Origin of the sequence: Streptomyces bobili, assembly GCF_002154575.1 — a bacterium.
GTDB lineage: Bacteria > Actinomycetota > Actinomycetes > Streptomycetales > Streptomycetaceae > Streptomyces > Streptomyces bobili.
In genome coordinates this window covers 1-12,728 of record NZ_MUBA01000534.1, presented here as the reverse complement: position 1 = coordinate 12,728, position 12,728 = coordinate 1, and the positions used below count along the sequence as shown (strand labels likewise).

The window sequence follows — 12,728 nt, the reverse complement described above, 5'->3', positions numbered from 1 at the left end:
TGGGCGCCGTCTCCCTCGCCCGCCTCGATCAGCGCGTACGTCACGAGGGCGAGGGAGACGGCGCCCAGCACCGCGCCGAGGACGTCGAAGCGGCCGTGGGTCTTGCCGTCGCCCGACTCGGGGACGTGCCGCAGGGCGATCGGGACGCAGAGCAGGGCGAGGGGCACGTTGAGCAGGAACACCCAGCGCCAGCCGGGCCCGTCCACCAGCCAGCCGCCCAGGAAGGGCCCCACGGCCGCGCCGACGCCCCCGAAACCCGACCACAGGCCCACGGCCCGGCCCCGGTCGTCGCGGTGGAAGGAGGCCTGGATGATGGCCAGCGAGCCGGGGGTGAGGAGGGCGCCGCCGATGCCCTGGAGGGCGCGGGCGGCGATCAGCACGCCGGCGTTCGGGGCGAGCCCGCACAGCAGGGAGGCCACGGCGAACCAGACCACGCCCACCACGAAGACCTTGCGCCGGCCGTAGCGGTCGCCGAGCGAGCCGCCGAGCAGGATCAGCCCGGCCAGCGTGACCAGGTAGGCGTTGGCGGTCCACTGGAGGGCGGCGAGGTCGGCGTCGAGGTCGCGGCCGATGCGGGGCAGGGCGATGTTGACGACGGTCGAGTCCAGCAGGGCCATGCTGGAACCGAGGACCGTGGTGAACAGGACCCACCTGCCCTGGGGCGAGGCCAACCGGACGTCGGGCATGGTCCCAGGTATACCGCGAGCCCGGCGCCGAAGCACCGGGCTCGCTGTGGACGGACGCTTCCCGGAGAACCGGTCAGCGGCCGGCCGGGCGCTACTTGATCTTCGTGCCCGCCGAGCGCAGGTTCCGCGTGGCCTCGACGACCCGCGCCGCCATGCCCGCCTCGGCCAGCTTGCCCCAGGTCCGCGGGTCGTAGGTCTTCTTGGAGCCGACCTCGCCGTCGACCTTGAGGACGCCGTCGTAGTTGCGGAACACGTGGTCGACGACGGGACGCGTGAAGGCGTACTGCGTGTCCGTGTCGAGGTTCATCTTGACGACGCCGTTCTCCAGCGCGGTCGCGATCTCCTCCGCGGAGGAACCGGAGCCGCCGTGGAAGACGAAGTCGAACGGCTGCGCGCCGGCCGCCTGGCCGTACTTGGCCGCGACGCCGTCGTTCAGCTCCTTGAGCAGGTCGGGGCGGAGCACGACGTTGCCCGGCTTGTACACGCCGTGCACGTTGCCGAAGGAGGCGGCGAGCAGGTAGCGGCCCTTCTCGCCCAGGCCGAGGGCCTCGGCGGTGCGGAGCGCGTCGTCGACCGTCGTGTAGAGGGAGTCGTTGATCTCGTGCGAGACGCCGTCCTCCTCGCCACCGGTCGGGGTGATCTCGACCTCGAGGATGATGTTCGCGGCGCGCGCCTTCTCCAGCAGTTCCTGCGCGATGGAGAGGTTGTCGGCGAGGGTCTCGGCGGAGCCGTCCCACATGTGGGACTGGAACAGCGGGCCCAGACCGGCCTCGACGCGCTTGCGGGAGATCTCCAGCAGCGGACGTACGTACCCGTCGAGCTTGTCCTTCGGGCAGTGGTCGGTGTGCAGGGCGACCGTGACCGGGTACTTCTCGGCGACGATGTGCGCGAACTCGGCGAGGGCGACGGCGCCGGTCACCATGTCCTTGCTGTACTGGCCGCCCAGGAACTCGGCGCCGCCCGTGGAGATCTGGATGATGCCGTCGCTCTCCGCCTCCGCGAAGCCGCGCAGTGCCGCGTGCAGGGTCTGGGTCGAGGTGACGTTGATGGCCGGGTAGGCGAACTTGCCTGCCTTCGCCCGGTCGAGCATCTCGTTGTAGACCTCGGGGGTTGCGATGGGCATTCGTCCGCTCCTTGGGTGTGCGGGTTGGCTTGCTGCGTGTTTACGGCCCTGACCTAGACCTTGGGGTTCGACGTCGACATCGTCGTCGTCCCCATCTTTCCAGACATGCGCGGTCGGTCCATGTGCCGGTCAAGTCCAGGTCATACCGGCTCGTCAGTCCAGCCCCAGTTCATCCTTCGAGAAGGCGAACAGGTACGGCACCCCCGCACCCTCCTGGATCTTCTCCGCGGCACCGGTCGCCCGGTCCACGATCGTCGCGACGCCCACCACCTCGGCGCCCGCCTCCCGCACGGCCTCCACGGCGGCCAGCGGCGACCCGCCGGTCGTGGAGGTGTCCTCGACGACCAGGACCCGGCGGCCCTTGATGTCCGGGCCCTCGACACGCCGCTGCATCCCGTGCGCCTTGGCCGCCTTGCGGACGACGAAGGCGTCCAGCCTGCGGCCCCGCGCGGCGGCGGCGTGCAGCATGGCCCCGGCGACCGGGTCGGCGCCCATGGTCAGCCCGCCCACGGCGTCGAAGTCCAGTTCGGCGGTCAGGTCGAGCAGCACCTGTCCGACCAGCGGGGCGGCCTCGCCGTCGAGGGTGACGCGGCGCAGGTCGACGTAGTAGTCGGCCTCCAGACCCGAGGAAAGGGTCACCCTGCCGTGCACCACGGCCTTGTCCTTGATCTGCTGCAGCAGTGCGCCGCGTACGTCCGTCGTCATGCCCTCAGCTTAGAGGCGGGTCCAGCGCCAGGTCGTCGTGGCCTCCAGCGGCTCCAGCGGCGTGACCAGGCGCGGGAGGGTGTTCAGGCCGTCGGGCGGGCCGGTCTGCGGTTCCACGCACACGGCGGCGTCCTGCTCGTCGTAGACGACGACCCACTTCTGCGGGCTCGTCACGTCCAGGCGGAGCCGGCCCGGCCAGGTGAGGGCGACGGAGACGCCGTCGGGCATGCCGAAGCAGTCGTCCCAGGGGCCGGGCTTCGGCTCGACACGGTTGCCGGTCGGCAGATGGTCCTCACCGCGCTCCTCCTGCCAGGCGGGGTCGAAGGCCACCTGTACGTCCTCGCCGTCCAGGTTCCGGTTGAACCAGGGGTGCCAGCCGATCTGCGCCGGGAACGACGAGCCGTGCGTCTCCACCGCCATGGACAGCGTCAGCGCGTCCGCGGTCAGCGCCACGATCTGCGTGACCCGGCCGGGGTAGGGCCAGGGGTCGACCAGGTCGTACGTCAGGACGGCCTCGTCGGCCGACCTGCGGGCCACCTTCCAGGCGCCGTCGCGGACCGTGCCGTGGATGGCGTGCGGCGGGGAGTTGAGCGGCATCTGGCGGATGTCCGCGCCGTCCCGGAAGCGGCCGTCCCTGATCCGCCCGCACCAGGGCACCATCGGGAAGCACCCGAACCGTTCGCCCTGCCGCAGTAGTTCCGCGCCGCCGACGCGCAGCCCTCCGATCCGCCCGCCGTTGCCGGGCCGGACGGTCACCTCCGCGTCTCCCGCGGTCAGCGTGAAGTCTTCGTCACTCACGGGACGACCCTATCTAGGCGATCAAGGGGGCGCCGGGTGCCACCGGCGCGTTCCGGTCACACGCGTGTTCAGGTCACCGGCGCGTTCCGGTCACGCGCGTGTTCAGGTCACCGGCGCGCGCTCAGTTCACCGGCGGCGCCGCAGCGCCCGTCCGACCACGATCGCCGAGGCCACCGCCAGCGCGGCGGCGGGGGCCGCCCAGCGCAGGGCGTTGTCCCGCGCGACGGTCTGCGGGGCCGGGACGGGGGCGTACCGGCCGCGCGGCGGGGAGTGGTCCACCTCCTCGGCACTGCGTCCGATCATCGTGCGGCGCGCGTGCGCGGCCTCGGCCGGGGGCACACCGGGATCCGGGAACCCGGCGACGGCCTCGACGGCGTCCACCTCGTCGATGTCGTCCACGTCATCCGCGTCGTCCACGTCATCCGCCTCGTCGACGTCATCCGTGTCGTCCGCGTCCGCCGACCCGTTCACGGAATCGACTCCGGCGAGCCCCGGCGGGGGGATCTCCGTCTCGAACACGGTGGCCGCGGCAGGGGGTTCGTCGGCCGCCGCCTCCGCCCCGAGGTTCTCCGCCCACCGGTCCAGGAGGCGTACGGCCGCAGCGTCCACGGCGTCCGCCGGGAGCTCCGCGATACGGCCGTCCGCCGTCGCCGTACCCCCGAAGCGAAGCGTGCTGGCCCCGTCGGTCTCCCGCAGCCCCAGGGTGAGCGCGAGTTTGACCGTGCCGGAGCCGCGGGCCTCGATGGCGTCGCCCTCGACGGCGTACCCGCCGTCCTCGCGGGCGGTGACGCGCAGGGTGCCGCGGTAGGTGATGGTGTGGCCGCCGACGCGCAGCCTCAGCCGGCCCGCGACGGGCTCGGTGCCGGCGTCCTGCTGGAAACCGGGGAGCGCTCGGGCCACCTGCGCGGGGTCGGCGAGGGCCGCCCGCAGTCGCTCTGCCGGAACCGGAACGAACACCTCATGCTCCATAAGGGCGGAGCCTACCCAGCGCGTCCGCGAAAGCACCCGCCGAAACCGGGATTCCCGCCGTCCCCGCACCGACCAGGCGTACCCTGCGCGCTCAGTAGCGCGGGTGCACCAGGGTGGAAGCCCGCAGCCCCGACGGTCCCGCCGGCAGTGGCCGCTCGCCCGGCGCGAGGCGCAGGTCCGGGCGGGCCCCGGTGGCGGCCAGCACGAAGCCCCAGTCGCCCCGGGTCCGGTAGGGGGCGGTGCGCAGGCCCGCCGCGCGCATCGTCGTCTCGACCGTCCAGAAGGTGTGCGGCCGGGTGTCGACGGGGCCGGCGTGGACCGCGAACCGGCCACCGGGACGCAGGGCGCGGCGGGCGAGGCCGTAGAACTCCTGGGAGTACAGCTTCGTGCTGGCGGTGATGCCGGGGTCGGGAAGGTCGGCGATCACCACGTCGTACGTGCCCGGCGGGGTCTGGCGCAGGCGGCGGAACGCGTCGTCGACGGCGACGCGGACCCGCGGGTCGCCGAGGGCGTGCCCGTTGAGGCGGGAGAGTCCGGGGTCGGTGCGGGCCAGCCGGATCAGGGCGGGGTCGAGGTCGACGATGTCGACGCGGTGGGTGCCGGGGCGGGCGAGGACCTCGCGGGCGGCCAGTCCGTCACCGCCGCCCAGGACGAGCACGCGCGCGTGGGGGCCGTTCATCGCGGGGCGGACCAGGGACTGGCGGTAGCGGAGCTGGTCGTGGCCGCCGCCGCGGAGCCGGCCGTCGAGGTAGAGGGCCATGGGGCGGCCGTCGGTGCCGCCGGTGAGGACGACCTCCTGGACGCCGGTGTGCAGGGCGACCCGGACCTCGTCGCCGTAGACCGCGTGGCGCGCCGCCCGCTCGAAGTCGTCGACTAGGACGGCGGCGGAGGCCAGTACGGCGAGGACGGTCACGTTGGCGACGAGGACGAGCCAACGGGTGCGGCGGGTGAGGTCGCCGCGGAACAGGCCGAGGACGAGGGCGCCCCCGGCGATCACATTGACCGCGCCGATCAGCAGGCAGCCGGTCAGCTGGCCCAGGAAGGGCAGCAGCACGAAGGGGAACGCCAGGCCGCCGGCCAGCGCGCCCACGTAGTCCGCGGCGAAGAGGTCGGCGACCGCGCCGCCCGCGTCCTGGCGGCGGACCCGCTGGATCAGCTCCATCAGCAGCGGGACCTCGGCGCCGATGAGCAGGCCGATGGCCAGGCAGACGACGACGAGCAGGACGCGCGGGCCGTTCGCCCACAGGCCGCCCCAGCCGCCCGTCCAGGCGAACACGGCGTAGAGGGCCATCGCGCTGCACCCGCCGATCAGGGCGAGGGCCACCTCGACGGCGGCGAAACCGGCGGCCGCGAGGCGGCGCAGCCGTTTGGCGGCGAGCGAGCCGATGCCCATCGCGAAGACCATGACGGACAGCACGACGGAGGCCTGGGTGACCGAGTCGCCCATCAAGTACGAAGCGAGGGCGACCAGTTGGAGTTCGTACACCAGACCGCAGGCCGCACAGACGAACACGCACGCGAGGACCAGGAACCGCCCGGTGTCCGGCCGGACGGGCAGCCGCGCGGGACCGGCCCGGCGCGGAACGCTCAGCGGGGCGCCGGGCGGGGTGCCCGGCAGGGTGCCCGGCGAGGTGCCCGGCAGGGTGCCGGGCTGGGCACCGGGCGTCGCGCCGGGCTGGGCCGGTGCGTGCGGTTCGATCACGACTGCGACGTTACGTCACGAGTACGGAACGCTTCGTCACCCACAAGTGTGGAACTCGGCGTCGATCAGGTGCCGTGCGTTTGGGATCCGTTCACGTCGGAGCGGCCCGGCGGGGCGGGTTCGGCAGGGCGGTCGACCGAGGGCGGAGCGGGTCGACCGACGGCGGTTCGGCTGCGGCGGCCGACCGGCCAGGGACGGTTCAGCTCCTCGGCACGCGCGCGCCCACCCGCGTCCTCGTCGCCACCAGTTGGCCGTCCTGCGGGTAGGCGTGCCAGGTCCGCCAGTGCACATAGCCCTCGTGGCGCTGCGCGAGCAGGGCGGTGAAGGCGTGCGGACTGCCCGGGAAGACACCCGCTAGGCCGTGCGGATGATCGGAGACCAGGGCCAGCAGCTCCTGGGCGCGCCCGGCGAACTGGCCCGGCGTCAGCACCTCGACGCGGGCCGCGAACTCGTACTCCCAGTCACCCACCCGCTTGGCCACGCCGAGCGGGAGAGGGGTGCTGCTGCCCGGAATGCACGCGACCGTCTCGGAACAGGAGCCCTGATCCTCCTCCAGCAGTACCTGGTGCGAGGCGCCGAGCAGTCTCAACTCGAGCTTGGCGCCCGACATTTCGAGGTCGAGCGTGGCCAGGGCGGGCAGGGGCTCACGCCCCAGGGCCCAGGCCAGGTCGGCCGCGCACGTGTCGGTGTAGGAGGTGTTCAGGGTCGTGAGCATGACTCGGCTCCGCAAGAACGCAAAGAGGAGGGAAGGTCCGGCGCACCCCGGTGATTTCCGAGGGGTCGGCCCCGGCCGGCCCGGCGTGGGGAGGGCGTCCGCGCGGGACGTCCGAGGGGTCCGAGGGGCTGCGTTGGTGATTTAGAGGGAATCATGAACTGTGGCGACGCCACAGCGTTTTTACCCAACTTCGTGGGGTTTCCATCCCTCAGAGGGCTGCACAGCTCAACTGTTCAACCTCGGCGTACGCCGTGCGGCTCAGACTCACCCCCGTGCGCCCCGCCGCCGGACATGGTGCGACCGCGGGGCGCCCTGGGTCAGGGGGCGGCCCGCGGCCCGGATGCGGCTCCCCGGAGGAGCTCAGCTGCCCCGTGTCAGCTGCCTCCGCCGCATCCGCCGCCTCCTCCCCCGCAGGACGACGACGATCCGCCGCCGCAGGAGTGACCGCCGCCCGAGTGACCACCGCCGGAGCCGCCGCCCGAACCGCTGCCCGAGTCGCTGGAGGAGCTGCACGCCACGGCGGCCCCGCCCCCGGCGGCCCACCAGCTGCCGCTGTCCCCGCTGCCGCTACTGCTGCTGCCGGCCCTGCGCGAGCGGGCACCCGACCGGGACGGTCCCCGGTAGGAGGTGCTGCTCCTGTGGACGGCGGTGATCACGATCGCCACCACCGCGAAGACTGCGAGTACCGCCAGGATGATGCCGAGAACCATGACGTCACCCTCCTTTCGAATCCCCCGAAGCGGCCCCCCGTGGGCGCCTCGCGTACCGGTGTGACCGGTGCGTGAACAGGGGATGCCCGCCTGTCTCACCTGCCAAAGCACACTTGAGGAAGTCCAGAGCTTCGGCGCAGGATGACCGGCATGACCTCCACCGCACGCCCCTTCCTCAACCGCCGTCTCGCCGAGTTCGGCACGACGGTCTTCGCCGAGATGTCCGCGCTGGCCCTGCGGACCGGGTCCATCAACCTCGGCCAGGGGTTCCCTGACACGGACGGGCCCGAGGAGGTCCGCGAGGCGGCCGTACGGGCGTTGCGGGACGGGCGGGGCAACCAGTACCCGCCGGGTCCCGGCGTGCCCGAGCTGCGGACGGCGATCGCCGAGCACCAGCAGCGCCGGTACGGCCTGACGTTCGACCCGGACACGGAGGTCCTGGTCACCGCGGGTGCCACCGAGGCCATCGCGGCCACCCTGCTGGCCCTGCTGGAGCCGGGGGACGAGGTCGTCGCCCTGGAGCCGTACTACGACTCCTACGCCGCCTGCATCGCCATGGCGGGCGCGGCACGGGTGCCGGTGACGCTGCGGCCGGACCCCGAGCAGGCCCGGTTCCGCCTCGACCTCGACGAGCTGCGCGACGCGGTGACCGACCGCACGCGTCTCCTGTTGATCAACACCCCGCACAATCCGACCGGCACGGTCCTCACCCGCGAGGAGCTGACCGCGGTCGCCGAACTGGCGGTGGAAAGGGATCTGCTCGTCGTCACCGACGAGGTGTACGAGCACCTGGTCTTCGACGGGGCCGAGCACGTGCCGCTGGCCACGCTGCCGGGGATGCGGGAGCGGACGGTCACGATCGGCAGCGCCGGCAAGACGTTCTCGTTCACGGGCTGGAAGGTCGGCTGGGTGACGGCGTCGCCGGGCCTGGTGTCGGCGGTGCGCTCGGCGAAGCAGTTCCTGACGTACGTCTCGTCGGGCCCGTTCCAGTACGCGGTCGCCGAGGCGCTCGCCCTGCCGGACACCTACTTCGACGCATTCCGCACGGACATGCTGGCCAAGCGGGACCTGCTGTCGGCGGGCCTCACGGAGGCCGGCTTCGCCGTCTACCGCCCGGCGGGCACCTACTTCATCACCACCGACATCCGCCCCCTCGGCGAGAGCGACGGCTACGCCTTCTGCCGGTCCCTCCCGGAACGCGCGGGCGTCGTCGCCATCCCGAACGCGGTCTTCTACGACCACCGGGAGGCCGGCGCCCCCTTCGTCCGCTTCGCCTTCTGCAAGCAGAAGACGGTACTGGAGGAGGCGACGGAGCGCCTGAGGTCCCTGGCGGCGTAGGCACCCGGGTCCGCCGGAGCGCTTCGCCCGTCCACAGCCTGTGGACAATGTGCCGCACCGGCCGCGCACGGCGAGAGCCCGGTCCTGGCTCGCGACCCTTCGGGGTCGCGGTCCTGGCCGGGCTCTCTTTCGCCTGGGGCGTGCCGCGGGCGGCTACTCGTCGTCCGCGGGCTTGTCCGCTTCCGCTTCCTCGGCCGTCGTCGGCTCCAGGCCGAGCTGCTCCACGAGCCACTTGTCGAACTCGATCGACGCGCGCACCCAGCTCACCGTCGAGGAGACGAAGAACTCGAGGTTGACGCCGGCGCCGATCAGCATCTGCGTCTCGCCGATGAGGCGGACCGTGCCGTCGTCGTGGGTGTGCGTGTAGACCTTGGGCCACAGGGTGCGGCGGTTCCAGTCGTCGATGGCCTCAAGGAGCTGGGGCTTCTCGTCGATCTGGTGGGGCCGGTCGAAGAACGTCCGCACCGAGTAGACCGCCTGGTCGCCCTCGCCGCGGAACATGAAGTACGTACGGAATTCCTCCCACGGCGCCGCGAGGTCACCCTCGTCGTCGACGACGTACTTCAGCTCCATCTGGTCGAGGAGCTGCTTGACGAGGTCCTGATCCGGAACGACGGGGCCCGCCGGTCCCTGGGGCTGCGGCTCGGGCTGGCCCCCGAAGTTCGGAATCGAGGACGGGTCGATGGTCACCGTGATTTTCCCTTCGTACGGATCCCGCCATCCTCCCCCATGCGGGGCGGGGGGTGGCAACCCCCGCCCCACAGGGTTCACCTCCGGTTGGCGGAATTCCGCTCAGGGCGTGTGACCGGAGGGTCGGACGCCCCGGTCAGAGGGTCTTTTCGGTCGCCGCGGGGCCCACGATCAGGCCATCTCCGAAGGCGTCCACCCGGACCGTGTCGCCGTCCTTGACCTCGCCCGCGAGGATCTCCTTGGCGAGGCGGTCGCCGATGGCGGTCTGGACGAGGCGGCGCAGCGGCCGGGCGCCGTACGCCGGGTCGTTGCCCTCGTCGGCGAGCCAGGCGAGGGCCGCCTCGGTGACCTCCAGGGTGAGGCGCCGGTCGGCGAGCCGCTTGGCGAGCCGGTCGACCTGGAGCCGGGCGATCCGGGCCAGCTCCTCCTTGTTCAGCGCGGAGAAGACGACCAGGTCGTCGAGCCGGTTGAGAAACTCCGGCTTGAAGGAGGCCCTGACCACCTCCAGCACCTGTTCCTTCTTCTCGGCCTCGGTGGAGAGCGGGTCGACCAGGTACTGGCTGCCCAGGTTGGAGGTGAGCACCAGGATGGTGTTGCGGAAGTCGACCGTGCGGCCCTGTCCGTCGGTGAGCCGTCCGTCGTCGAGGACCTGGAGCAGGATGTCGAAGACCTCGGGGTGGGCCTTCTCGACCTCGTCGAGCAGCACCACGCTGTACGGTCGGCGCCGGACGGCCTCGGTGAGCTGGCCGCCCTCCTCGTAGCCGATGTAGCCGGGCGGGGCGCCGACGAGCCGGGCGACGCTGTGCTTCTCGCCGTACTCCGACATGTCGATGCGGATCATGGCCCGCTCGTCGTCGAAGAGGAAGTCCGCGAGGGCTTTGGCCAGCTCGGTCTTGCCGACGCCGGTGGGGCCGAGGAAGAGGAAGGAGCCGGTGGGTCGGTCGGGGTCGGCGATGCCGGCCCGCGAGCGGCGTACGGCGTCGGAGACGGCCCGGACGGCCTCGCCCTGGCCGATGAGCCGCGTGCCCAGCTCCTCCTCCATGCGCAGCAGTTTCTGCGTCTCGCCCTCCAGGAGGCGGCCGGCCGGGATGCCGGTCCAGGAGGCGACGACGTCGGCGATGTCGTCTGAGCCGACCTCGTCCTTGACCATGGTGTCCCTGGCGGCCTCCTCCTCGGCCTCGGACGCGGCCTCCAGGTCGCGCTCCAGGGCCGGGATCTCGCCGTAGAGCAGCTTGCTGGCGGTGTCGAAGTCGCCGTCGCGCTGCGCCCGTTCGGCCTGGCCGCGCAGGTCGTCGAGCCGCTCCTTCAGCTCGCCGACCCGGTTGAGGGACTGCTTCTCCTTCTCCCAGCGGGCGTTGAGGCCGCGCAGTTCCTCCTCCTTGTCGGCGAGGTCGCGGCGCAGCTTCTCCAGGCGCTCGCGGGAGGCGGGGTCGGTCTCCTTGTCGAGGGCCAGTTCCTCCATCTTCAACCGGTCGACGACGCGCTGGAGTTCGTCGATCTCGACGGGGGACGAGTCGATCTCCATGCGCAGCCGGGAGGCCGCCTCGTCGACGAGGTCGATGGCCTTGTCGGGGAGGAAGCGGGAGGTGATGTACCGGTCGGACAGGGTGGCGGCGGCGACCAGCGCGCTGTCGGCGATCTGGACCTTGTGGTGGGCCTCGTACCGCCCCTTGAGGCCGCGCAGGATGGCGATGGTGTCCTCGACGGAGGGTTCGGCGACCAGCACCTGCTGGAAGCGCCGTTCCAGCGCCGCGTCCTTCTCGATCCGCTCACGGTACTCGTCGAGGGTCGTCGCGCCGACCATGCGCAGTTCGCCGCGGGCGAGCATCGGCTTCAGCATGTTGCCGGCGTCCATCGAGGAGTCGCCGCCCGCGCCGGCGCCGACGACGGTGTGCAGTTCGTCGATGAAGGTGATGATCTGCCCGTCGGAGGCCTTGATCTCGGCGAGGACGGTCTTCAGCCGCTCCTCGAACTCGCCGCGGTACTTGGCGCCGGCGACCATGGCGCCGAGGTCGAGGGAGACGAGCCGCTTGTTCTTGAGGGACTCGGGCACGTCCCCCTTCACGATCCGCTGGGCGAGGCCTTCGACGACGGCGGTCTTGCCGACGCCGGGCTCACCGATGAGGACCGGGTTGTTCTTGGTACGGCGGGACAGCACCTGGACGACCCGCCGGATCTCGGTGTCCCGGCCGATGACCGGGTCGAGCTTGCCCTCGCGGGCGGCGGCGGTGAAGTCGGTGCCGAACTTCTCCAGCGCCTTGTACTGGCCCTCGGGGTCGGCGCTGGTCACCCGGCGTCCGCCGCGGGCCTTGCGGAAGGCGTCCAGCAGCTTCTTCGCGGTGGCGCCCTGCCGGTCGAGCACCTCGCCGGCCAGGCCGCCCTTGGCGGCGGTCCCGATGAGCAGGTGCTCGGTGGAGAGGTACTCGTCGCCGAGGTCCTGGGCGACGCCCTGGGCGTGCGCGATCACGGCGAGCAGTTCGCGGTTGGGCTGTGGCGGCGCCACCGTGGACCCGGCCACGCTGGGCAGCGAGCCGAGCACCTTCTCGGCGCCCGCGCGCACGGCCGCCTGGTCGGCGTCGACGGCGGCGAGCAGATCGACGATGTTCTCGTTGTCCTGCCCCTGGAGCAGCGCGAGGAGCAGGTGTGCCGGGGTGAGGTCGGGGTGCCCTTCGGACAGGGCTCGGTTGCCGGCGGTCTGGATGGCTTCCCGGCTCCGGTTGGTCAGCTCTGCGTCCACGTTCGCTGTCTCCTCCTTGCGTCAGCCGTCGTCACCGAGGTGTCAGTGCCGTCATCACTGACTCTGTCAGCGTACACAAACTTGAGTCTATTCCACTCAAGGTTGCCTCCGGGAGTCCCGCGGGGGCTAGGTTCCGACCATGGCCGCATACCCGCAGGACCCGGGCGCTCCCGACGCGCCGTACCTCGATTTCTGGCGCGAAAGACACCTGTGCACCCTGACCACACCACGCCCCGACGGCTCGCCGCACGTGGTTCCGGTCGGAGTGACGTACGACCCCGGGGGCCGGCTGGCCCGGGTGATCGCGGACAAGGCGAGCACCAAGGTGGGGAACGTGCTGGCGGCGGGCGCGGAGGGTGCCCCAGTCGCGGTCTGCCAGGTGGACGGCAGACGCTGGGCCACGCTGGAGGGCCGGGCCGTCGTCCGCGCCGAGCCGGAGCGGGTCGCGGAGGCGGAACGCCGGTACGCGGAGCGCTACGGGCGGGCACCGCGCCCCAATCCCACGCGCGTGGTGATCGAGATCGGGCTGACGCGGGCCATGGGGCGGGGGTGACC

The 12,728-nt window shown here is 72.1% G+C and carries 12 protein-coding genes; 2 read left to right on the top strand and 10 right to left on the bottom strand.

The annotated features are described in order from the left end of the window. From BZL64_RS32875 to BZL64_RS32840, 8 genes are all read right to left on the bottom strand, one after another. Window positions 1-686: MFS transporter (locus BZL64_RS32875; protein ID WP_143663374.1), on the bottom strand; the 686-nt coding region annotated here is incomplete at its 3' end. A 91-nt stretch (window positions 687-777) separates the two neighbouring features. After that, complete coding sequence (gene fbaA / locus BZL64_RS32870) at window positions 778-1,809, bottom strand: class II fructose-bisphosphate aldolase (protein ID WP_086772764.1); 1,032 nt, start codon at window positions 1,807-1,809, stop codon at window positions 778-780. 153 nt (window positions 1,810-1,962) lie between these two features. After that, entirely contained in the window at window positions 1,963-2,514 is a 552-nt protein-coding gene (pyrE, locus tag BZL64_RS32865; protein WP_086772763.1) for an orotate phosphoribosyltransferase, read from the bottom strand. A gap of 9 nt (window positions 2,515-2,523) precedes the next feature. Then, a complete protein-coding gene (locus BZL64_RS32860; protein WP_086772762.1) occupies window positions 2,524-3,312 on the bottom strand; it encodes an aldose epimerase family protein in 789 nt (262 codons plus the stop codon). Between the two features lie 126 nt (window positions 3,313-3,438). Continuing rightward, window positions 3,439-4,281, bottom strand: coding sequence for an SRPBCC domain-containing protein (locus BZL64_RS32855; protein WP_086772761.1), 843 nt, complete (start codon window positions 4,279-4,281; stop codon window positions 3,439-3,441). A gap of 91 nt (window positions 4,282-4,372) precedes the next feature. After that, complete coding sequence (locus BZL64_RS32850; RefSeq protein WP_086772760.1) at window positions 4,373-5,983, bottom strand: polyamine aminopropyltransferase; 1,611 nt, start codon at window positions 5,981-5,983, stop codon at window positions 4,373-4,375. Window positions 5,984-6,182: 199 nt separating this feature from the next. Continuing rightward, window positions 6,183-6,698 (bottom strand): DUF2617 family protein, encoded by a 516-nt coding sequence (locus BZL64_RS32845; RefSeq protein ID WP_086772759.1) that lies wholly within the window; start codon window positions 6,696-6,698, stop codon window positions 6,183-6,185. Window positions 6,699-7,072: 374 nt separating this feature from the next. Next, entirely contained in the window at window positions 7,073-7,408 is a 336-nt protein-coding gene (locus BZL64_RS32840; RefSeq protein ID WP_086772758.1) for a hypothetical protein, read from the bottom strand. A 141-nt stretch (window positions 7,409-7,549) separates the two neighbouring features. On the opposite strand from BZL64_RS32840, the gene BZL64_RS32835 reads away from it, so the two are divergent. Beyond that, window positions 7,550-8,746 (top strand): pyridoxal phosphate-dependent aminotransferase, encoded by a 1,197-nt coding sequence (locus tag BZL64_RS32835; protein ID WP_086772757.1) that lies wholly within the window; start codon window positions 7,550-7,552, stop codon window positions 8,744-8,746. 153 nt (window positions 8,747-8,899) lie between these two features. Here the strand turns inward: BZL64_RS32835 and BZL64_RS32830 are convergent, their stop codons facing one another. Both BZL64_RS32830 and clpB read right to left on the bottom strand, forming a co-directional pair. Further along, entirely contained in the window at window positions 8,900-9,436 is a 537-nt protein-coding gene (locus BZL64_RS32830) for a YbjN domain-containing protein (RefSeq protein WP_086772756.1), read from the bottom strand. Window positions 9,437-9,572: 136 nt separating this feature from the next. Next, on the bottom strand, window positions 9,573-12,173 hold the full coding sequence (gene clpB / locus BZL64_RS32825; protein ID WP_086772755.1) for an ATP-dependent chaperone ClpB: 2,601 nt from the start codon (window positions 12,171-12,173) through the stop codon (window positions 9,573-9,575). Between the two features lie 139 nt (window positions 12,174-12,312). On the opposite strand from clpB, the gene BZL64_RS32820 reads away from it, so the two are divergent. After that, window positions 12,313-12,726 (top strand): pyridoxamine 5'-phosphate oxidase family protein, encoded by a 414-nt coding sequence (locus BZL64_RS32820; protein WP_086772754.1) that lies wholly within the window; start codon window positions 12,313-12,315, stop codon window positions 12,724-12,726. Window positions 12,727-12,728 lie beyond the last annotated feature (2 nt).

Excerpts from the sequence above, each read along its gene's own strand:
- BZL64_RS32855 (WP_086772761.1), bottom strand. The coding sequence starts at position 4,281 with ATGGAGCATGAGGTGTTCGTTCCGGTTCCGGCAGAGCGACTGCGGGCG.
- fbaA (WP_086772764.1), bottom strand. The coding sequence starts at position 1,809 with ATGCCCATCGCAACCCCCGAGGTCTACAACGAGATGCTCGACCGGGCG.
- BZL64_RS32835 (WP_086772757.1), top strand. The coding sequence starts at position 7,550 with ATGACCGGCATGACCTCCACCGCACGCCCCTTCCTCAACCGCCGTCTC.
- pyrE (WP_086772763.1), bottom strand. The coding sequence starts at position 2,514 with ATGACGACGGACGTACGCGGCGCACTGCTGCAGCAGATCAAGGACAAG.
- BZL64_RS32845 (WP_086772759.1), bottom strand. The coding sequence starts at position 6,698 with ATGCTCACGACCCTGAACACCTCCTACACCGACACGTGCGCGGCCGAC.
- BZL64_RS32820 (WP_086772754.1), top strand. The coding sequence starts at position 12,313 with ATGGCCGCATACCCGCAGGACCCGGGCGCTCCCGACGCGCCGTACCTC.
- BZL64_RS32840 (WP_086772758.1), bottom strand. The coding sequence starts at position 7,408 with ATGGTTCTCGGCATCATCCTGGCGGTACTCGCAGTCTTCGCGGTGGTG.